Raw genomic sequence first — 17,241 nt, 5'->3', positions numbered from 1 at the left:
TCACTGGGGTTGCAGGCGGATGGAGCGGGCAATGCTGCGGTAGCGGGCGGTCTCGGCCTCATAGAACTGCGCGGCTTCGGCCAGCGACATGGGAGCCGCGGCCAGCTGCGTCTGCAGGGCCAGTTGTTCGCGCACAGCCGGGTCCTTGAGCATGGCGCCTATCGCCTGGTGCAGCCTTTGCACCACCTCCTGCGGCGTGTCCTTGCGCACCAGGAAACTGGTCCAGGTCTTGTAGGCGAAGTTTTTCAGCTCCCGGCCCTCACGCACCGTGGGCACATTCTTGAGCAACTCCGATCGCTGCTCCCCCAGCTGGCCCAGGATCTTGAGCCGGCCCTGCTCGGCCAGTGCGCCCATGGCAGCGCTGTATACGAGCACAGCGAAATCGACCTGTCCGCTGCCTATGTCCTGCAGCAGCGGCGCATTGCCCTTGTAGGGCGCATGCATGAGTTGTATGCCGGCGTCCTGCTGCACCTTCTCCAGAATCAGGTGGTAGAGCGAGCCAATCCCGACGCTGCCGTACGACAGCGGCCGGCTGGCGCTTTTGCGGGCCAGTGCGATCAGCTCATCCACGTTGCCGGCCTCCAGGTCCTTGCGGGCGACAAACACCATCACGGCCTCGGCCACGGGATGGACCAGCCGGAAATCCTCCGCCTTGAGCCGCACGGCCGCGTTCGCCAGCGGCGACAGGATCACCTCGTTGGGCGAGCCCTGGAAGACAAAGTGCCCGTCAGGCGGAGCGGCCAGCACTTTCTGCGCGGCCATGGCACCGCTCACGCCGCCCAGGTTCTCCACGATGACCTGCTGACCCAGCGCCTTGGACAGCGGCACGCTGAAGATGCGGGCAATGGCGTCCGAAGGGCCGCCGGCCGGATAGGGAACCATCAGGCTTACGGGCCTGGAGGACGGGCTCTGCGCACAGGCCAGGCCCGCGCTCAGCAGCAGGCCGGCGCCCGTCAGCCAAACGCGCTGGAACAAAAATCTCATCATGTCTCCTTGGTGGATGGCTCCGGCTCGGTCGGCCGGATACGCGGCATCCTAGGAGCCGGGTCATCGAACGTCCAATGCATTGTTGGCTGCATTAGCATGAGTTTCATGCAGACTTCAGGGCGCGAAAAATCATGACGCTGGTGCAGCTCAGGCATCTCATATCGGTGGCGCAGACCGGCTCGTTCAGCCGCTCGGCCGAGGCCATGCATCTGACACAGCCCGCCCTCAGCCGCAGCGTGCGCGCGCTGGAGCAGGAGTTGGGCATACCCTTGTTCGACCGCATCGGCCGCCACAGCGAACTCACAGCCTTCGGCCGCGAGATGCTGGGACGGGCGCGCGCCCTGGTGGCTGAAGCCGACGAGCTGCGTGACAGGGGGCGCCAATTGCGCGAGGGTGCGGCCGGCACCGTGCGTGTGGGCCTGGGATCGGGCCCCGGCGCAATATTGATGACGCCGTTCCTGCAGCACATGACCGTGCACCATCCCGGCGTGCGAACCGAGGTGGCGCGCGGCAGCACCGATCTGCTGGTGCACTCGCTACGCGAGCGCCTGCTCGACGCCCTGGTCGTGGACCTGCGCGCGCTGCGGCCCGCACCCGACCTTGCGCTGGACGTCGTGCACGAAATGCGCGCCGCCTTCATGTGCCGCACCGACCATCCACTCGCCCGCCTGCAGCGGGATCTGCGCTTCGAGGATGTGCAGCGCTACCCCGTCGCCTCCACCCCGTTGAGCGACCAGGTGGCCTGGCTGCTGGTGGAAACCTACGGCGCCACGGCCCACCCGGCGCGGTTCGTCACACTGCAGTGCGAGGAGTTGCCCAGCCTCGTGGACGTTGCGCGCAACAGCGACACCGTGCTGCTGGCCGTGCGCGCCGTCGCCCCGGACCTGGCCGAACTGCCCATGGACCCGCCCATGCGCAGCACCGCCCGCTTCGGGTTGGTGACGCTGCGTCAGCGCAGCGAGGCGCCGACGCTGGCGATCCTGCGAGGGCTGATGGGAAAGTTGATGGCCGACGATGCCCCTGCGCCGGAACATGCGCCCAGCCATGGCGGAAGGCTGGGCCGCATGGCATTGCCAGACTGATTTGATGCTGGTGATCACCCATCGACTACCCTCAATGCAAAATCGCAAGCCGGGACAACAAGCCATGTCAAATTAAATAGTTTGCACAGCCTGTTTTCAAGGCGTGATTAATGAAATTTCCCAAAATTATTTCCCTGGCAATGAGCAGCCGTCAGCTCTCTATTCCCCATAAGAATACTGCTACAAATATGATAAAAGCCATATACAGCTGAACCACCATTCGCATACGGGCTGCTATTTATCAAATTTACTGGACCATCTTCCAAAAAATAAATATTCTTCGCATGCAGCGCGGAGGAGGACATTAAAACAATAAATACCACCATAGTGGACAATGATTTTTCATATCGAACTCTCATTCCAGCCCCTTTCTCTCATCGTTTTCGAATTGATACTAACGATCAGGGAATGCACAGGTTCTGCAAAAATGCATGCGTTGCCTGTGGTTGCCTGGAGCGAAAGCTCATCGGCCAGCTCGCTGTGGCAAGCCACCATTGTGATATCGCCCCTATTCCCCACAGGTGCATTCATATCGCAAGTATGTTCATACTCCTTTCGCTATCATTAGAAGTGGTAGCAATTCTATATCCAAAGCCATCATGCGATGAATCAGCTCCTTCGAGTTCGACGAATCGCCCGTTCCCCTGCCCATGATCGGAGACATCATGGAAGTCGATCCGCCAAAAGCCTGTGCCGCATTGGAGGAGGAAAAATTCTCGAATGAAATGCCGTTCGCTTGCACTGCAGGGACCCAGAGCCCGCACACAACGATTGCCAGTGTGTTTGCAAGTCTTGGATATCGCATCTTCATGGTATTTCCTTTATGCACGGTGTGAGATGAGGCTGCGCCTTCATGGCGTGCACAGGTTCTGCACGAAGGCATGCGAGGCCAATTGCGCGACTTCGCTCCTTACTGTCATGTAGCAGCCATCCTGGCTCAGTGCCGAGGCCGCACTGTTCTCGCCGCCTGCGAGGGTTCCCTGGTCCACGGTGCCGCCCAAGGGGGTCCAGGTGATGGCGTGCGAACTTCCGTCGGCCAGTTCGCTGTGGCCTGCCACCGTTCCGTTGTCACCGATATCCACCACACGTGCATTCATGCCCCCAGGCAGCGGAGGAATATCGCGGATGACACCGGTCTGGCTGTTCCAGTAATAGGGCATGCTGCGCCCGTCTGCCAACTGGTAGTGCCCAATCACCTCGCCGAGGATGTTGAGATCGACGCCGCTGTTTCGCGCGGGCGGGGACGATATGGACAGCACCTGCGGACTGGAGGACGAGTTGAGCCAGACGACGGTGCGTCCACCTTGGGCACCAAAATCGCAGTAGCCCATGATGCGGGTATTGACGACGGTCTTTGCGCGGCAGAAGACGGCATTGAGAGGCAGGTTCAGGGCCGTGGCCATATAGCCGCCCAGGACTGCGGCAGACCAATAGACAGGACGCGGATGCCCGCTGTTGTCGGGACAGTTGCCCACGATGCCCGGCATGTTGCCGCCCACCACGAAATTGTCCACATCGGACGGAATGCAGTTGGTGCTGTTCAGGCCCAGCAGGCCCGCCGGCAGCGCGCGTGCCGTGGTTTCATTGTTGCGCCACATGACAGGGCGGGCCGTGTTGCTGCCGCTCAGGCTGACACCTGCCACATAGCCGCCCTGGTTGAATGCCGTGGGCATGCTGCGCACATCGAGCGTCAGCGGCTGCAGTGTCTGCACCGTGGCGGGCGTGGCCGCATTCCAGAACACCCCCACGGACACCGAATTGCCGTCCAGGCAGCTGCCCACCACCTGGCCGCTGTTGGTGATGGCCGCCGCGTTGCAGTTGCGCCCCGGCGACAGGCGTGCAAGGTCTGCCGCACTGCCCGGCGCGAGCGACACGAAGCCTGCGGACGAGCCGTCGCTCTCTGCACAGGCGCCCACGACATGGCCGCTGTTGTTGATGTCCAGGCCCACGCATTGCGGGCCTGCCGACGTGCCCACGTCCTGCATGGGCAGGGCCTGCGCGGCCGGCAGTGCCAGCAACGCAAGGCACGCAACGGAAAAATTCAAATGCTTTGGCTGAAGGCGCATGAAGGGTTCTCCTGAAAAAGCAAAGAAGTCGTTCATGGAAATCGGGTGCCGACCAGGAAATCCGCATGGGGCTTGGCATATGCGCGCCGGTGCAGACGCTATTTCCGTGATCCGCATCCCGGCCCCACGATAGGTATCGCGGTATGAAGCCGTCCATCCGAGCAGCAATCAAAACAACAAAAACAATCAACAAAATCAAAAACTTGCACAAGAGTCCCCCATCAATAATTGTCTCATCGGCATCCGGGATTCAGGCCATGCCACAGCGCAGCGCCATATGAATGGGAGCTTTCCATGGCAATCAAACACTGCCTGACGTCCGACAGCGCATGGCCGAATGGCGCAATTCGCCGCCGCTGGAGTCCCGCAGAACTGCTTGCACTCGAACGCTGGGCCGGCGTCCTGCCCGTGCAGGTGATCTGCCGCCGGCTGGATCGAAGCGAACGCTCCGTTCGCTGCCAGATGCACAGGCGCGGCCTGAGCACCCGGGTCCGCGAAGGCGTCGGGCTGCGGCAGGTCTGCGAGGATCTGCAGCTGTCCGCACGGTCGGTGAAGGCCTTCATCCTCGATGGCCGCCTGCGCCTGCACAGCGCACAGGTGCACGGCGGGGTGGTGGCGCAGCTTGATTGGTCCCTGCGCCGCTGGCTGCAGACGGCGCAAAGCCGCTTGTGCCGTGTCAGCCATTTGAGGGTTACCGAGACATCCCTCAGGCGCTTTGCGCGGGAAGCGGATTTCGGCGCATCAGGCAGCCGCACGGACGCGGCATGGCAACACTGGGCATCCGGCTAGCCCCTGCGCGGCACGGGCCGGGCCCTGAATGTCCAGCTGCGGTTTCGGCCCTTCGCCTACGACTGCCGCGAGCGCCAGCATGCAGACTGGCACGCATGTCCCATGGCAGGCGAGGCAGTCATCTCGACCAACTGTCGGCACTTCAGTCGGCACTTCCGTCGGCACACCTTTCGGCACATCCACCGGCAGCGGAGACCTCCACGGGACCTGGTGCCACAGTCAAAGGAATCAGACAGCATGAAAAACCCACCCACCACCGCCCTCGACGTGATCATCGTCGGTGCCGGCTCGGCCGGACTGTCGGCGCTGCGCGAGGTGCGCAAGCACACGGAGCATTTCGCCATCGTCAACGACGGGCCCTGGGGAACGACCTGTGCGCGGGTGGGATGCATGCCGTCCAAGTTGCTGATCGAAGCGGCCAACGCCTTCCATGCACGCCATCACTTCGATGCCTTCGGCATACGCGGCGCGAGCGGGCTGCAGCTGGATCTGCCCGCCGTTTTGCGCCGCGTGCGCAAGCTGCGCGACGAGTTCGTGGCAAGCACGATCAAGGCCACGGAGGGCCTGGGCTGGCGGGCCATCGACGGGCGTGCCAGGCTGCTGGCAGCCAATCGGATCGAGGTCAACGGCAAGGTGCTGGCTGCGCGCAAGCTTATCCTCGCTCCGGGCTCCAGCCCCGTGGTGCCGGAGGAATGGAAGCGCTTTGGCAAGCGCATCCTGACCACCGACACCTTGTTCGAACGCAAGACGTTGGGCCCGCGCGTGGCCGTCGTCGGCCTGGGTCCGCTGGGCGTGGAGATTGCACAGGCGCTGGCGCGGCTGGGACTGGAGGTCACCGCACTGGGACGCGGCCCGAAGCTGGCGGGCCTGTCCGACCCGAATGTCACCGACGCATTGCGGCATCTGCTTGAGAAAGAGATGGTGGTGATCACCGACCATGAAGTGCAGTTGAGCAAGGGCCCGGACAGCAGCATCGTCGTCCGTGCAGGCGACACCCGCATCGTCGTGGACCATGTGGTGGCCGCCATGGGCCGGCGCCCGCAGCTGGAGGGCCTGGGGCTGGAGACGCTGGGGCTTGAGCTGGACGAGCATGGGCAGCCGCCCGTGAGCCGCGAGACACTGCAGGTCGGCGAGCTGCCGCTGTTCCTCGCGGGCGATGCCAATGGCGACCGCCCCTTGTTGCATGAGGCCGTGGACGAAGGCCATATCGCAGGCACCAACGCCATGGCAGAGAACGTGGCCTGCTTCGAGCGGCGCACGCCGCTGTCCATTGTCTTCAGCTCGCCCCAGGCAGCCGTCGTGGGCCAGCCCATGAAGGCGCTGCTGGGTCAGGACTTTGTGGTGGGCCGTGTGGACTTTGCGCACCAGGGACGCGCCCGTGCTGCGCAGCGCAACGCGGGCCTGCTTCATGTCTATGCGGACCCGGCCAGCGGCCTGCTGCTGGGCGCGGAAATGTGCGCACCGGGCGGCGAGCATCTGGCCCATCTGCTGGCCCTGGCCGTGCAGCAGCAACTGACCGTGCACGAGTTGCTGCGTACGCCCTTCTACCACCCCGTGCTTGAAGAGGGCCTGCGCACCGCCCTGCGCGACGCGGTACGCCAGTTGCGCGAGCCGCCGCCGTCCGACCTGGGCAACTGCGATTCTTTGCCCATGGACGATTGATCGCGCGCGGCCCAGGGCCGCACGCGGATCAAGCCTGGGGCGCGCTCTGCGGTGCGCTTGCTTCCGACAGCGTCCAGCCGCCATTGCCATCGACCGCCAGCGCGTGGGTATGGAAACCCGCCAGCGTGCTGCGGTGGCCCACGCTCACCAGCATGGTCGAGCGCATCTGCTCGCGCAGCAGGGTGTACAGCGCATGCTCCAGGCCCTCGTCCATGGCCGAGGTGGATTCATCGAGAAAGACGATGGCGGGCCGGTTGAACAGCACGCGGGCAAAGGCCAGGCGCTGCTGCTCGCCAATCGACAGGATGCGGGACCAATCCTGGTTCACATCCAGCTTGTCGGCCAGATGGGCCAGGCTGACCTGGCGCAGCGCCTGCTGCAGCCGCTCGTCGTCCTGCGGCGATGCATCGGCGGGATAGGCAATGGCCGTGCGCAGGTCACCCAGCGGCAGATACGGACGCTGGGACAGGAACAGCGCCTGGTGGCCGCCCGGGCGGCCCACCGTGCCTTCGGCGTGCGGCCACAGGCCGGCAATGGACCGCAGCAAGGTGGTCTTGCCGCTGCCCGAAGGCCCCTTGATCAGCAGCGCCTGGCCGGGAATGAGCTTCAGCTGCAGGTCGCTGAGCAGGTGGTGGCCATCAGGGCGGCTGACCTGCAGGTCCTCGATGTCCAGGGCGCCGGGTTGTTCTCTGTGGACGACCTGGGGCAGTTCGCGGGTCTGGGCATTGGCATCCAGAAAGCCGCACAGGCGGTCCAGCGCAGCGCGGTACTGGGCGAAGGTGTCGTAGGAGGTCCGGAAGAAGGACAGCGCATCCTGCACCTGCCCAAAGGCCTGCGAGGTCTGCATCACATCACCGAGCTTGATGGCCCCGCTGAAAAAGCGCGGCGCCTGCAGCAGAAAGGGAAAGACAACGGCCACCTGGTTGACGGTGAGGTTGAATCCGTCGAATTTCAGGCTGCGGTAGACCAGGGCCCAGACATTGGCGATCAGTGCCGAGAAGCGCGTCAAAAGCGTGTTGCGCTCGATGGCCGCGCCCTGGTAGAAGGCGATGTTCTCCGCGTATTCGCGCACGCGCACCAGGGCGTAGCGGAAGTTGGCGGTCAGCCTCTCGTTCAGGAAGTTCAGGCGGATCAGCGGCTGGCCCAGGCGAAAGGCGATCAGCGTGGCGATGATCACGTAGACGTAGACCGCAAAGACCATGGCCCGCGGAACCTCCACGCCCGCCACGGCAATGGGCGCGGACAGCCCCCAGAGAATGCCCGTGAACGCCACCAGCGAGACCACGGCGCTGACGGCACCCAGCGCCAGGGTCAGCGAGTTCGAGACAAAGGTGTTCACATCCAGCTCGATGCGCTGGTCGGGGTTGTCCACCGGCTCGTCCAGGAAGTGGCTGCGGTAGTAGGCGTCGCCGCGCATCCAGTCGGTGGTCACGCGCTCATTGAGCCAGACCCGCCAGCGGATGCGGAATGCCTGGTTCACGTAGTAGTTGAACAGCTCGCGCATCACATGGATGGTGGCCAGCACCGCGAAGATGCCCAGGAATCGCCAAAAGCCCTTCTGGTCCAGTTCCTGCAGCGCGCTGTAGAAGCCGTTGTACCAAAAGGAGAACAGCACGTTCATGCGCACCGAGATCAGCGAGAGCACCAGCAGCAGCGCGAACACCAGTGTCGGCCACCAGCCGTTGCGGGGATGCAGGAAGGGTCCGGCCAGTTGCCAGAACTGCCGCCCCCAGCGCGTGAAGCGAACCAACAGCACCGCAACTGCCGCAAACGCCACGACGGTGATCGCCGAGGCTACGGCCAGCCAGGCCAGGCTGTCCTGCAGCGCCTTGCTCCAATCCATGTCCATATTCTCAATGCCCCTGGTTTGTCTGGGAGCAAATCTACTCCTGTTCCAGCCTGCGGAAAGGCTCGGAACAACATATATGCATATGTAGGACACGGCCTGATCATCGTGGCACGCCAGACACCCTGATGGCTGGCCGGCCCGGTTTCCCCGATGATGCCTCCATGGCCTGGCGCGCTTGCGCCACCCTTTCCGCACTACAGGATCGCCGCATGAATGCAACCCCCGGTTCCGGACAAGGACAGTGCAGCCCGCAGCCCGTGCCAGCCCGCCGCACGGCCCTGCCCGCGCTGACGCTGGGGGCCCTGGGCGTCGTCTATGGAGACATAGGCACCAGCCCGCTGTACACGCTGCAGGCTGTCTTCGGCCCCGACACCGGCCTGTCCGTGGCGCCGGAGCATGTCGTCGGCGCCATCTCGACCATCTTCTGGGCGCTCATGCTGGTGGTGACGCTGAAGTACGTGATCCTGGTACTGCGGGCCGACAACCGGGGAGAAGGCGGCATCCTGGCCCTGGCCTCGCTGGCGGCCCATGGCGGCGACGGTGGCGCCCGGCCTCGGCGCGCCGCACTGCTGCTGATGGGCGTGGCAGGGGCAACGCTGTTTTATGGCGACAGCGTGATCACGCCCGCCATCTCCGTCCTGGGCGCGGTGGAAGGCCTGCAGGTGGTGGCGCCTGCGGTGAGCGAATGGGTGCTGCCGATTGCCGTGTGCGTGCTATCGGCGCTGTTTGCCATCCAGCGCTGGGGCACGGGCACCGTGGGCAAGGCTTTCGGCCCGGTGATGCTGCTGTGGTTCGGCGTGCTGGCCGTCTCGGGACTGGTGCATGTGATCCGGGAACCGGCCATCCTGGCAGCCCTCAACCCGCTCGAAGCCTGGCAGTTCCTGCAGGCCAGGGGCTGGAAGCTGTTCGCGCTGATGGGAGCCATTGTCCTGGCATTGACGGGGGCCGAAGCCCTGTACGCCGATCTCGGACATTTTGGCCGCCGCCCCATACAACTGGCCTGGACAGTGCTGGTGCTGCCGTCGCTGGCCCTGAACTACATGGGTCAGGGCGCATTGCTGATGAGCACGCCGGCGGCGGTGGACAATCCGTTCTTCCGCATGTTCCCGCAGGCCCTGGCGCTGCCCATGGTCGTCCTGGCCACGCTGGCCGCCGTGATCGCCTCGCAGGCGGTGATCTCTGGCGCCTATTCCATGACGCGGCAGGCCATACAGCTGGGCTTTCTGCCGCGCCTGTCCGTGCGCTTCACATCCGCCCAGGATTCCGGCCAGATCTACATGCCTGCGGTCAACAGCCTGCTGCTGGTGGCCGTGGTCCTGGCGGTGCTGAGCTTTCGTTCCTCCAGCGCCCTGGCCGGAGCCTACGGTATTGCCGTGACGCTGACCATGCTGCTGACAACGGTGCTGGCCTGGCATGCGGCGCGCGCGCGCTGGCCCGGGCGCGCCGGCGTGCTCACACTGGCGGCCCTGCCCTTTGCCGTGATTGACCTGCTGCTGGTTGCAGGATGCTCGGTCAAGCTGTTCGATGGCGGCTGGTTCCCGCTGGGCCTGGGCATGCTGCTGTTCATTCTGATGAGCACCTGGTCCTGGGGACGGGCCCGGCTGCTGCAGACCGAGCGCGAACAAGGCATCGCCCTTGGCGATTTCCTGCAGACGGCCGACATTGCCGACATCCACCGCGCCCAGCGGATTGCGCTGTACCTTGTGAACAACCCCACCATGGTGCCCAATGCCCTGCTGCACAACATGAAGCACAACCAGGTGCTGCACAAGCACAACCTGATCGTCCATGTCCGCTTCCACGAGGAGCCCTGGGTTCGCATGGACCAGCGCATCGAAAGCCAGAGCCTGGGCCATGACTTCTGGCGCATCACGGTGCACTACGGATTCATGAACGTGCCTGACGTGCCCAAGGCCCTGGCGCTGCTGGACATTCCGGGCATCGATACGGCATCGCTGCACGCCAGCTGGTTTCTCAGCCACCCGACGCTGGTCGCGGAAAAAGGACATGGCCTGTCCCACTGGAGAAGCCATGTCTTCGTGGGCATGAGCCGCCTGTCGGGCAGCGCCTCCCACTTCTTTCGCTTGCCCGACAACGCGGTCATCGAGCTGGGCAACCGCGTCCAGCTATGAGGCCTGCAGCTTGTCAGCGCACCGTGTAGCCGCGGGCATCCATGCAGGCAGCCAGTCCGCGCTGCTGCACGCCGGCATCAACCTCGGCTCCTGGCTGGGCCATGGCCCATTGCTGGCAGGCCTGCCCCTGCTCGGCCCGCGGGCGATGTGCAAGCATGGCGTTCTCCCACCGCGATGCAACCCGACAACAACGGGCAGGTGCCCATCTGCAGTGGTCATGGCCCCATCGCCGTTGCCGATGGGGCCGCTGCCGACGAGGCCGCTGCGCAGGATTAATATTCCGTGCGTGCCACCCCGAGGCAGGCACGGAGACAGGATCGGCCCGCACGGTTCCACCCCATGACAACAGCGATGCCGTCCCCGGGCCCTGCCCGGGCGGCCCAGACACAAGCCAGAACATGCCCGCATCGCCGCCCCAGGCTTCCCCGCCACACGACACCGCCGATGCGCCTGCCCAGCGCCCCGCCCCCGCCAACCTGCGCGACCTGTTCTGGTCCTTCACCTGGCTGGCCCTGCAGGGCTTTGGCGGCGTGCTGGCCGTGGTGCAGCGCGAGCTGGTCGAGAAAAAGCGCTGGCTGACCAACGACGAGTTCGTGGAGGACTGGGCCGTGGCCCAGATCATGCCCGGGCCCAATGTGGTCAACCTGTCCATCACCATTGGCGAGCGCTACTTCGGCTGGCGTGGCGCCGTGGTGGCCGTGTGCGGGATGCTGTGCTTTCCCATGCTGCTGGTGCTGACGCTGACCGTGATCTATTCGCAGCTGGCCGGCCACCCCGCCATGGCCGGGGCGCTGCGCGGCATGGGCGCCGTCGCGGCCGGCCTGGTGGCGGGCATGGGGCTGAAGCTGACCAGCACGCTGAGCCGACACCCGCTAGGGCGCTGGTGCAGCGCGGCCCTGGCGCTGGCCTCGTTCATTGCCATGGCCGTGCTGCGCGTGCCGCTGGCCTGGGTGCTGCTGGTGGTCGGCGGTGCCGGCTGCGTGCTGACCTGGAGAAAGCTCGCCCCATGAACGCCGCCCATCAGATCGCCCTGAACCTGCAGCCCGCCGACTGGCTGCAGTTGCTGCTGTATTTCCTGACGCTGTCGCTGATGGCCGTGGGCGGCGCCATTGCCACGGCGCCCGACATGCACCGCTTTCTGGTCGATGGCCATGGCTGGCTCAGCGAGGCGCAATTCAGCAGCTCCATCGCCATCGCCCAGGCGGCGCCCGGGCCCAATGTGCTGTTCATCGCCCTGCTGGGCTGGAACCTGGGCCTGAACGCGGGCGGGGGCACCGGGCCGCTGGCATGGACCTTTGGCGCGCTGGGCGTGACCATCTGCATGGTCGGCATCCTGCTGCCCAGCTCCCTGCTGGCCTGGCAGGCGTCGCGCTGGGGCCAGCGCAACAAGAACCGGCGCGGCGTACGCGCCTTCAAGCAGGGCATGGGGCCGCTGGTCATCGGGCTGCTGCTGGCCACGGGCTGGCTGCTGGGCAGCGCCGGCGGCCGCCCGGCCCAGGACTGGCGCCTGTGGCTGCTGACCCTGGTCTGCGCCCTGCTGGTGTGGCGCACGCGCATCCACCTGCTGTGGCTGCTGGGCGCGGGCGCGCTGCTGGGTGCGCTGGGCTGGATCTGAGAGGTCCTGAGGACTACCCTGGTTTTTTCGTCAAAAGGAGCCGTACATGGCGCAAGCCCCTTCCCTTCGTTCCCTGGGCCGCAGCGGCCTGCAGGTCTCGCCGCTGTGCTTTGGCGGCAATGTCTTCGGCTGGACCGTGGACGAGGCCACGTCGTTCTCGCTGCTCGACGCCTGGCTGGATGCCGGCATGAACTTCATCGACACGGCCGACGTGTACTCGCGCTGGGCGCCGGGCCATGCGGGTGGCGAGTCGGAGACCGTGATCGGCAAGTGGCTCAGGCGCAGCGGACGGCGCGCCGACATCGTGCTGGCCACCAAGGTCGGCAAGGACATGGGCGAGGGCCGGGTGGGCCTGCGCCCCGAGTACATCCGCCAGGCCGTGGATGCCTCGCTGCAGCGCCTGCAGACGGACTACATCGACCTGTACCAGTCGCATGACGACGACGCCAGCGTGCCGCTGGCCGATACCCTGGGCGCCTTTGCCGACCTGATTGCCGCAGGCAAGGTGCGGGCCATTGGCGCCTCCAACCACAGCGCGCCGCGCCTGGCCGAGGCCCTGCGCACCAGCGCCGAGCTGGGCCTGCCGCGCTACGAGAGCCTGCAGCCGCTGTACAACCTGTACGACCGCGCCGTGCTGGAGCGCGATCTGGCGCCGCTGTGCGCGGCCGAGCAGGTGGGCATCATCAACTTCTATGCGCTGGCAGCAGGTTTTCTGACGGGCAAGTACCGCAGCAGCGAAGACGCAGCCAAGAGTGCGCGCGGCGGCAAGACCGTGGCCACCTACCTGAACCCGCGCGGCCTGCGCATTGTGCAGGCCCTGGACGCCGTGGCTGCGCGCCTGAACAGCCAGCCCGCGTGCGTGGCGCTGGCCTGGCAGATGCAGCGCCCGTTTGTGACCTCGCCCATCGCAAGCGCGACCTCGCTGGCCCAGTTGCAGCAACTGGTGCAGGCCACGCGCCTGCAGCTGTCGGCTCAGGACGTGGCCGAACTCAACCAGGCCAGTCAGGAAGAAGGCGCAAGGGACTGACCTGCGCAGGCCAGGGCAGCCTGCCCGGCCTGGCCCGGGGCCTCTCAGCCCGCCAGCAGCGCGGGCAGGATCTGGGCCGATGGGCCGCGCAGGCACTGGTGTGCTGCGTCATCCAGCTCGGAAGGCGCCGAGTTGATGACGGCCACGTGCGCGCCTGCCCGGCGCGCGATTCGGGCCAGCCCCGCGGCCGGATACACGGCGCCCGAGGTGCCGACCACCAGCAGCACCTCGCAGCGCTGCACGGCAGCCTCGGCGGCCTGCCATACGCCCATGGGCAGGGACTCGCCGAACCAGACCACGCCCGGGCGCACCAGGTTGCCGCAAACAGGGCACTGCGGAGGCTCGCCAGGGTTCAGCCCTGCCAGGTCGCAGCAGGCGCGGGGCCGCTCGAGCCAGCGGTCGCGCATCAACTCGCCATGCAGGCACAGCACGCCGGGGCTGCCCGCGCGCTGGTGCAGGCCATCCACGTTCTGCGTGACCAGGGTCATGCGGCCCGGGTGCTGCACGGCCCACTGCGCCAGCGCATGGTGGCCTGCATTGGGCTGCACTGCCGCCACGGCCTCGCGCCGGTGCGCATACCACTGCCACACGCGCTGCGGATGGGCGCGAAAGCCCGCTTCACTGGCCATGTCCTGCGGGTTGAACTGTGCCCAGTAGCTGTTCTTGTCATCGCGGAACGTGGGCACGCCGGACTCGGCACTGACGCCTGCGCCCGTGAGCACGGCGATGTGCGCTGCATGCGCGATGCGCTCGCGCAGCTCGTGCAGCTCGCCCTGGCCGGGCAGTTCAGCGGCAGCCGCAGGCAGCGAAGTGGGGGAAGGTTCGTCGGGCATCGGAGGGCGAAGGAAAAAAAGCAGGCCATTGTGCGGCAGCGCCGCCCCAGGGCGCATCAAATGCCTTTTTCCACCATCTCCAGCAGGCGCAGCGCCAGCGCACGCCGCTGCTCGGGTGTGGCACGGCGCAGCGGGCCGTCGATCACCAGCAAGGCCATGCCGTGCACGGCCGACCAGGCCAGGAACTCGGCCTGGGGCCGGCGCTCGGGCGGCAGCACGCCGGCCTCGGCCATGCTGTCCAGCGCGTAGCCCAGCAGCTCGAACGGGTTCAGGCCCATGGCCGCCGCACGCGTGGTGTCGGGCGGCAGGTCCACGTCGTACTCGACGGAGGCAAAGGCCGTGCGGAACCAGCCGGTCTCCGTCTGGGCAAAGCCCAGGTAGCCCCGGCCCACGGCAGCCAGCAAGGCGCGTGAGCGCAGCAGCGCATCGGGCAGGGAACGGGCCTGGACCATTTCGGCCTCGATGGCCGCGGCCAGTGCGCCCAGGGCGGCAGCGCGCACGGCGTCAAACAAGGCCTGGCGATTGGCAAAGTGGCGATAGGCCGCGTTCGGCGCCACGCCCGCCCGGCGCGTGGCCTCGCGCAGCACGATGGCCTGGGGGCCGCCTTCGCGCGCCAGTGCCAAGCCGGCCTCGACCAGGGCCTGGCGCAGATCGCCGTGGTGGTATGACTCACGGCTGACACGTCGCTGCGTCACTGTTTTCTTTCCTTCCTTACCGACAGGGCAGCCGCCTTCCGAAAGAAGGCGGCTGCGCCCCGCCATCGATTTACAGCTTGACACCAAGGCTGACAAGGCTCGATGTGGACAGCGTCCATTTTAGTCCCTAGCATCTGTGGACGGCGTGCAAGCGCCGCGCAGAAATCCATGAAAAGCCGGTTCCAAACGGCACACAACGGTAACAACGGCATCGACCGTCACCAAGGAGACAAGCATGGCTTTGCACGCCGGCCGCATCCAGCCCTGCCTCTGGTTCGACAACCAGGGCGAGCAGGCAGCGCAGTTCTATACGGAGGTGTTTCCCGATTCACGCATCACCGCCATTGCCCGCTATGGCGAAGCCGGCCGTGACATCCACGGCAGGCCGGCCGGCAGCGTGATGACGGTGCAGTTCGAGCTGGACGGCCAGCCCTTTCTGGCGCTCAACGGCGGCCCCATGTTCCGCTTCAACGAGGCGGTCTCGCTGATGGTCAGTTGCCATACCCAGGATGAGATAGACCACTACTGGAGCCGCCTGTCGGACGGCGGCGACCCTGCGGCCCGGCAATGCGGCTGGCTCAAGGACCGCTACGGCCTGTCCTGGCAAATCGTTCCGGCCCAGATGGCCAGCTGGATGGGAGGACCTGACGCAGCCGCCGCCCAGCGCGTGATGCAGGCCCTGCTGGGCATGCAAAAGCTCGACATCGCCGCCCTTGAGCGCGCGCATGACGGCCCGTGAATTCCGCCCCGCCACCCTCGCCTCCTTCGCCTTCGCTCGCCACCATCCACCTCAGGAGCCTTCCATGCAATTCATCCCCTATCTGAACTTCAACGGCAACTGCGCCGAGGCCTTTGCCTTCTACGCCAGGCTGTTTGGCGGCACCATCGTCCACCAGAGCACCTTCGGCGAGACTCCCGGCTTCGAGCAGATGCCCGAGGCCGGCAAGAATCTGATCATGCATGCCCACCTGCAGATCAAGGACCAGGCGTTGATGGCCTCGGACGCCACCGACAACTGCGGTGGCGGCGGCTACCAGCAGGCCCAGGGCATGTGGATCTCGATCGGCGTGGACGACGCCACCGAAGGCGGCCGCATCTTCAACGCGCTGGCCGAAGGCGGCAAGGTGACCATGCCCTTCCAGGCCACGTTCTGGTCGCCGGGCTTTGGCATGGTGACGGACCGCTTCAATACGCCCTGGATGGTCAACGTCAGGGGCGAGGCCTGATACCTGCGCGCCCGCCCCGCACTGCGCGCCCTCACCCCCGACTTCGTTCCACTTTCGCCATCCTTGCCAGGAGCAGACATGAAACCCAATCCCGTCGTCTGGTTCGAGATCCACGTCAACGACCTGGAGCGCGCCAGGCGCTTCTATGAAGCCGTATTCCAGTGCCAGCTGGAGCCCCTGCCCGCGCCCGAAGGACAGGCGTCGGGCAATGAGATGCTGGCGTTTCCCATGGACATGCCGGGCTCGGGCGCGGCCGGCACGCTGGTGAAGATGGAGGGGGTGGCGCCCGGTGGCGGCGGCACCCTGGTCTATTTCGGCTGCGAGGACTGCGCGGTCGAGCAGGGCCGCGTCGTGGCGGCGGGCGGGCAGATCCACAAGCCCAAGTTCTCCATCGGCCCCTACGGCCACTGCGCGCTCGTGGTGGACACCGAAGGCAACTGCATCGGCCTGCATTCCATGCAATGAGGAGCGCCATGACAGCACAAGACATTCCCGACCATGCCAATGACCTGGTGCTCACGCGCCTGCTGGACATTTCCGCCGACAGGCTCTACCGCTGCTGGACCGAACCCGCGCTGATCCAGCAATGGTTTGCGCCCAGCCCCTGGAGCGTGTCCCGCGTGGACAACGATGTGCGGCCCGGCGGCCACAGCCTCATCGTCATGCGCAGCCCCGAGGGGCAGGAGATGCCCGGGCGCGGCGTCTATCTGGAAGTCATTCCCAACCGCCGCCTGGTCTTCACCGACGCATTCACCCAAGGCTGGGTGCCTGCCGACAAGCCCTTCATGACGGGCATCGTCAGCTTTGACCCCGAAGGCAGCCAGACCCGCTATACCGCCCGGGTGCGCCATTGGAGTGCTGCCGACCGCACCCAGCACGAAGCCATGGGTTTTCACACCGGCTGGGGCCAGTGCACGGACCAGCTGGCCGAGCTCGCAGCCCGGCTCTGAAGCCGGATTTCACCAGGAGAGAGCCATGCACTACATCGACGGATTCGTGCTGCCCGTTCCCCGGGCCAACCTGCAGGCCTACCGCGAGGTGGCGCAGGCCGCAGGCAAGGTATGGATGGAGTACGGCGCGCTGCAGTACTGGGAATGCGCGGGCGATGACGTGCCCATGGGCAAGCTGACCTCGTTTCCCCAGGCCGTGCAGCTCAAGGAAGGCGAGATCGTGTTCTTCTCATGGATCATCTATGCGTCGCGCGCGGAGCGCGATCGCATCAATGCCGCCGTCATGAAGGACCCGCGCATTGCCTCCATGGACCCGGCCACCATGCCC

The 17,241-nt window shown here is 65.9% G+C and carries 19 protein-coding genes; 13 read left to right on the top strand and 6 right to left on the bottom strand.

Annotation, left to right across the window (positions count from 1 at the left end; all coding sequences use genetic code 11):
• Nucleotides 1-984 carry a tripartite tricarboxylate transporter substrate binding protein gene (locus JHD82_RS06120; RefSeq protein ID WP_199135729.1) on the bottom strand — a complete coding sequence of 328 codons (984 nt, stop codon included), beginning with the start codon at nt 982-984 and terminating at the stop codon, nt 1-3.
• A 134-nt stretch (nt 985-1,118) separates the two neighbouring features.
• Here JHD82_RS06120 and JHD82_RS06115 point away from each other — a divergent pair, with 134 nt between their 5' ends.
• Nucleotides 1,119-2,069, top strand: coding sequence for a LysR family transcriptional regulator (locus JHD82_RS06115; protein ID WP_199135728.1), 951 nt, complete (start codon nt 1,119-1,121; stop codon nt 2,067-2,069).
• Between the two features lie 650 nt (nt 2,070-2,719).
• Nucleotides 2,720-2,905 carry a hypothetical protein gene (locus JHD82_RS06110; RefSeq protein ID WP_199135727.1) on the top strand — a complete coding sequence of 62 codons (186 nt, stop codon included), beginning with the start codon at nt 2,720-2,722 and terminating at the stop codon, nt 2,903-2,905.
• A gap of 15 nt (nt 2,906-2,920) precedes the next feature.
• Here the strand turns inward: JHD82_RS06110 and JHD82_RS06105 are convergent, their stop codons facing one another.
• Nucleotides 2,921-4,135, bottom strand: coding sequence for an HAF repeat-containing protein (locus tag JHD82_RS06105; protein WP_199135726.1), 1,215 nt, complete (start codon nt 4,133-4,135; stop codon nt 2,921-2,923).
• Nucleotides 4,136-4,429: 294 nt separating this feature from the next.
• On the opposite strand from JHD82_RS06105, the gene JHD82_RS06100 reads away from it, so the two are divergent.
• Nucleotides 4,430-4,924: a hypothetical protein gene (locus JHD82_RS06100; RefSeq protein ID WP_199135725.1), complete on the top strand. Its 495-nt coding sequence runs from the start codon at nt 4,430-4,432 to the stop codon at nt 4,922-4,924.
• Between the two features lie 237 nt (nt 4,925-5,161).
• Nucleotides 5,162-6,586, top strand: a complete 1,425-nt coding sequence (locus JHD82_RS06095; protein ID WP_199135724.1) for a dihydrolipoyl dehydrogenase — start codon at nt 5,162-5,164, stop codon at nt 6,584-6,586.
• Between the two features lie 28 nt (nt 6,587-6,614).
• Here the strand turns inward: JHD82_RS06095 and JHD82_RS06090 are convergent, their stop codons facing one another.
• Nucleotides 6,615-8,435, bottom strand: a complete 1,821-nt coding sequence (locus JHD82_RS06090) for an ABC transporter ATP-binding protein/permease (protein WP_199135723.1) — start codon at nt 8,433-8,435, stop codon at nt 6,615-6,617.
• A 209-nt stretch (nt 8,436-8,644) separates the two neighbouring features.
• On the opposite strand from JHD82_RS06090, the gene JHD82_RS06085 reads away from it, so the two are divergent.
• On the top strand, nt 8,645-10,567 hold the full coding sequence (locus JHD82_RS06085) for a potassium transporter Kup (protein WP_199135722.1): 1,923 nt from the start codon (nt 8,645-8,647) through the stop codon (nt 10,565-10,567).
• A gap of 13 nt (nt 10,568-10,580) precedes the next feature.
• Here the strand turns inward: JHD82_RS06085 and JHD82_RS06080 are convergent, their stop codons facing one another.
• Nucleotides 10,581-10,724 (bottom strand): hypothetical protein, encoded by a 144-nt coding sequence (locus JHD82_RS06080; protein WP_199135721.1) that lies wholly within the window; start codon nt 10,722-10,724, stop codon nt 10,581-10,583.
• A 241-nt stretch (nt 10,725-10,965) separates the two neighbouring features.
• Between JHD82_RS06080 and JHD82_RS06075 the strand changes: the two genes are divergently transcribed.
• Genes JHD82_RS06075 through JHD82_RS06065 form a run of 3 tightly spaced genes read left to right on the top strand, consistent with a single transcriptional unit; the run spans nt 10,966 to nt 13,209 of the window.
• On the top strand, nt 10,966-11,577 hold the full coding sequence (locus JHD82_RS06075; protein ID WP_199135720.1) for a chromate transporter: 612 nt from the start codon (nt 10,966-10,968) through the stop codon (nt 11,575-11,577).
• Complete coding sequence (locus JHD82_RS06070) at nt 11,574-12,182, top strand: chromate transporter (RefSeq protein WP_199135719.1); 609 nt, start codon at nt 11,574-11,576, stop codon at nt 12,180-12,182. Before JHD82_RS06075 ends, JHD82_RS06070 begins: the two co-directional genes overlap by 4 nt.
• Before the next feature lie 46 nt (nt 12,183-12,228).
• The gene (locus tag JHD82_RS06065; RefSeq protein WP_013802191.1) at nt 12,229-13,209 is read left to right on the top strand and encodes an aldo/keto reductase; all 981 of its coding nucleotides are present in this window, start codon (nt 12,229-12,231) and stop codon (nt 13,207-13,209) included.
• A gap of 44 nt (nt 13,210-13,253) precedes the next feature.
• Here JHD82_RS06065 and JHD82_RS06060 read toward each other — a convergent pair whose 3' ends face one another.
• Nucleotides 13,254-14,099: an NAD-dependent deacylase gene (locus tag JHD82_RS06060; RefSeq protein WP_199135718.1), complete on the bottom strand. Its 846-nt coding sequence runs from the start codon at nt 14,097-14,099 to the stop codon at nt 13,254-13,256.
• Nucleotides 14,099-14,737: a TetR/AcrR family transcriptional regulator gene (locus tag JHD82_RS06055; RefSeq protein WP_199135717.1), complete on the bottom strand. Its 639-nt coding sequence runs from the start codon at nt 14,735-14,737 to the stop codon at nt 14,099-14,101. Before JHD82_RS06055 ends, JHD82_RS06060 begins: the two co-directional genes overlap by 1 nt.
• A 235-nt stretch (nt 14,738-14,972) precedes the next feature.
• On the opposite strand from JHD82_RS06055, the gene JHD82_RS06050 reads away from it, so the two are divergent.
• From JHD82_RS06050 to JHD82_RS06030, 5 genes are all read left to right on the top strand, one after another.
• Nucleotides 14,973-15,476, top strand: a complete 504-nt coding sequence (locus JHD82_RS06050) for a VOC family protein (RefSeq protein ID WP_199135716.1) — start codon at nt 14,973-14,975, stop codon at nt 15,474-15,476.
• 64 nt (nt 15,477-15,540) lie between these two features.
• On the top strand, nt 15,541-15,963 hold the full coding sequence (locus tag JHD82_RS06045; protein WP_012205853.1) for a VOC family protein: 423 nt from the start codon (nt 15,541-15,543) through the stop codon (nt 15,961-15,963).
• Between the two features lie 78 nt (nt 15,964-16,041).
• Nucleotides 16,042-16,428: a VOC family protein gene (locus JHD82_RS06040; protein ID WP_012205854.1), complete on the top strand. Its 387-nt coding sequence runs from the start codon at nt 16,042-16,044 to the stop codon at nt 16,426-16,428.
• A gap of 8 nt (nt 16,429-16,436) precedes the next feature.
• On the top strand, nt 16,437-16,913 hold the full coding sequence (locus JHD82_RS06035) for an SRPBCC family protein (protein ID WP_199135715.1): 477 nt from the start codon (nt 16,437-16,439) through the stop codon (nt 16,911-16,913).
• Nucleotides 16,914-16,938: 25 nt separating this feature from the next.
• Nucleotides 16,939-17,241 (top strand): DUF1428 domain-containing protein (locus JHD82_RS06030; protein WP_199135714.1); only part of this gene is annotated, 303 nt, incomplete at its 3' end.

Origin of the sequence: Delftia sp. ASV31 (genome assembly GCF_016428765.1) — a bacterium.
GTDB classification, from domain to species: Bacteria; Pseudomonadota; Gammaproteobacteria; order Burkholderiales; family Burkholderiaceae_C; genus Comamonas; species Comamonas acidovorans.
Note: the sequence above shows the minus strand (reverse complement) of the source record. Positions and strands in the feature narration are given on the sequence as shown.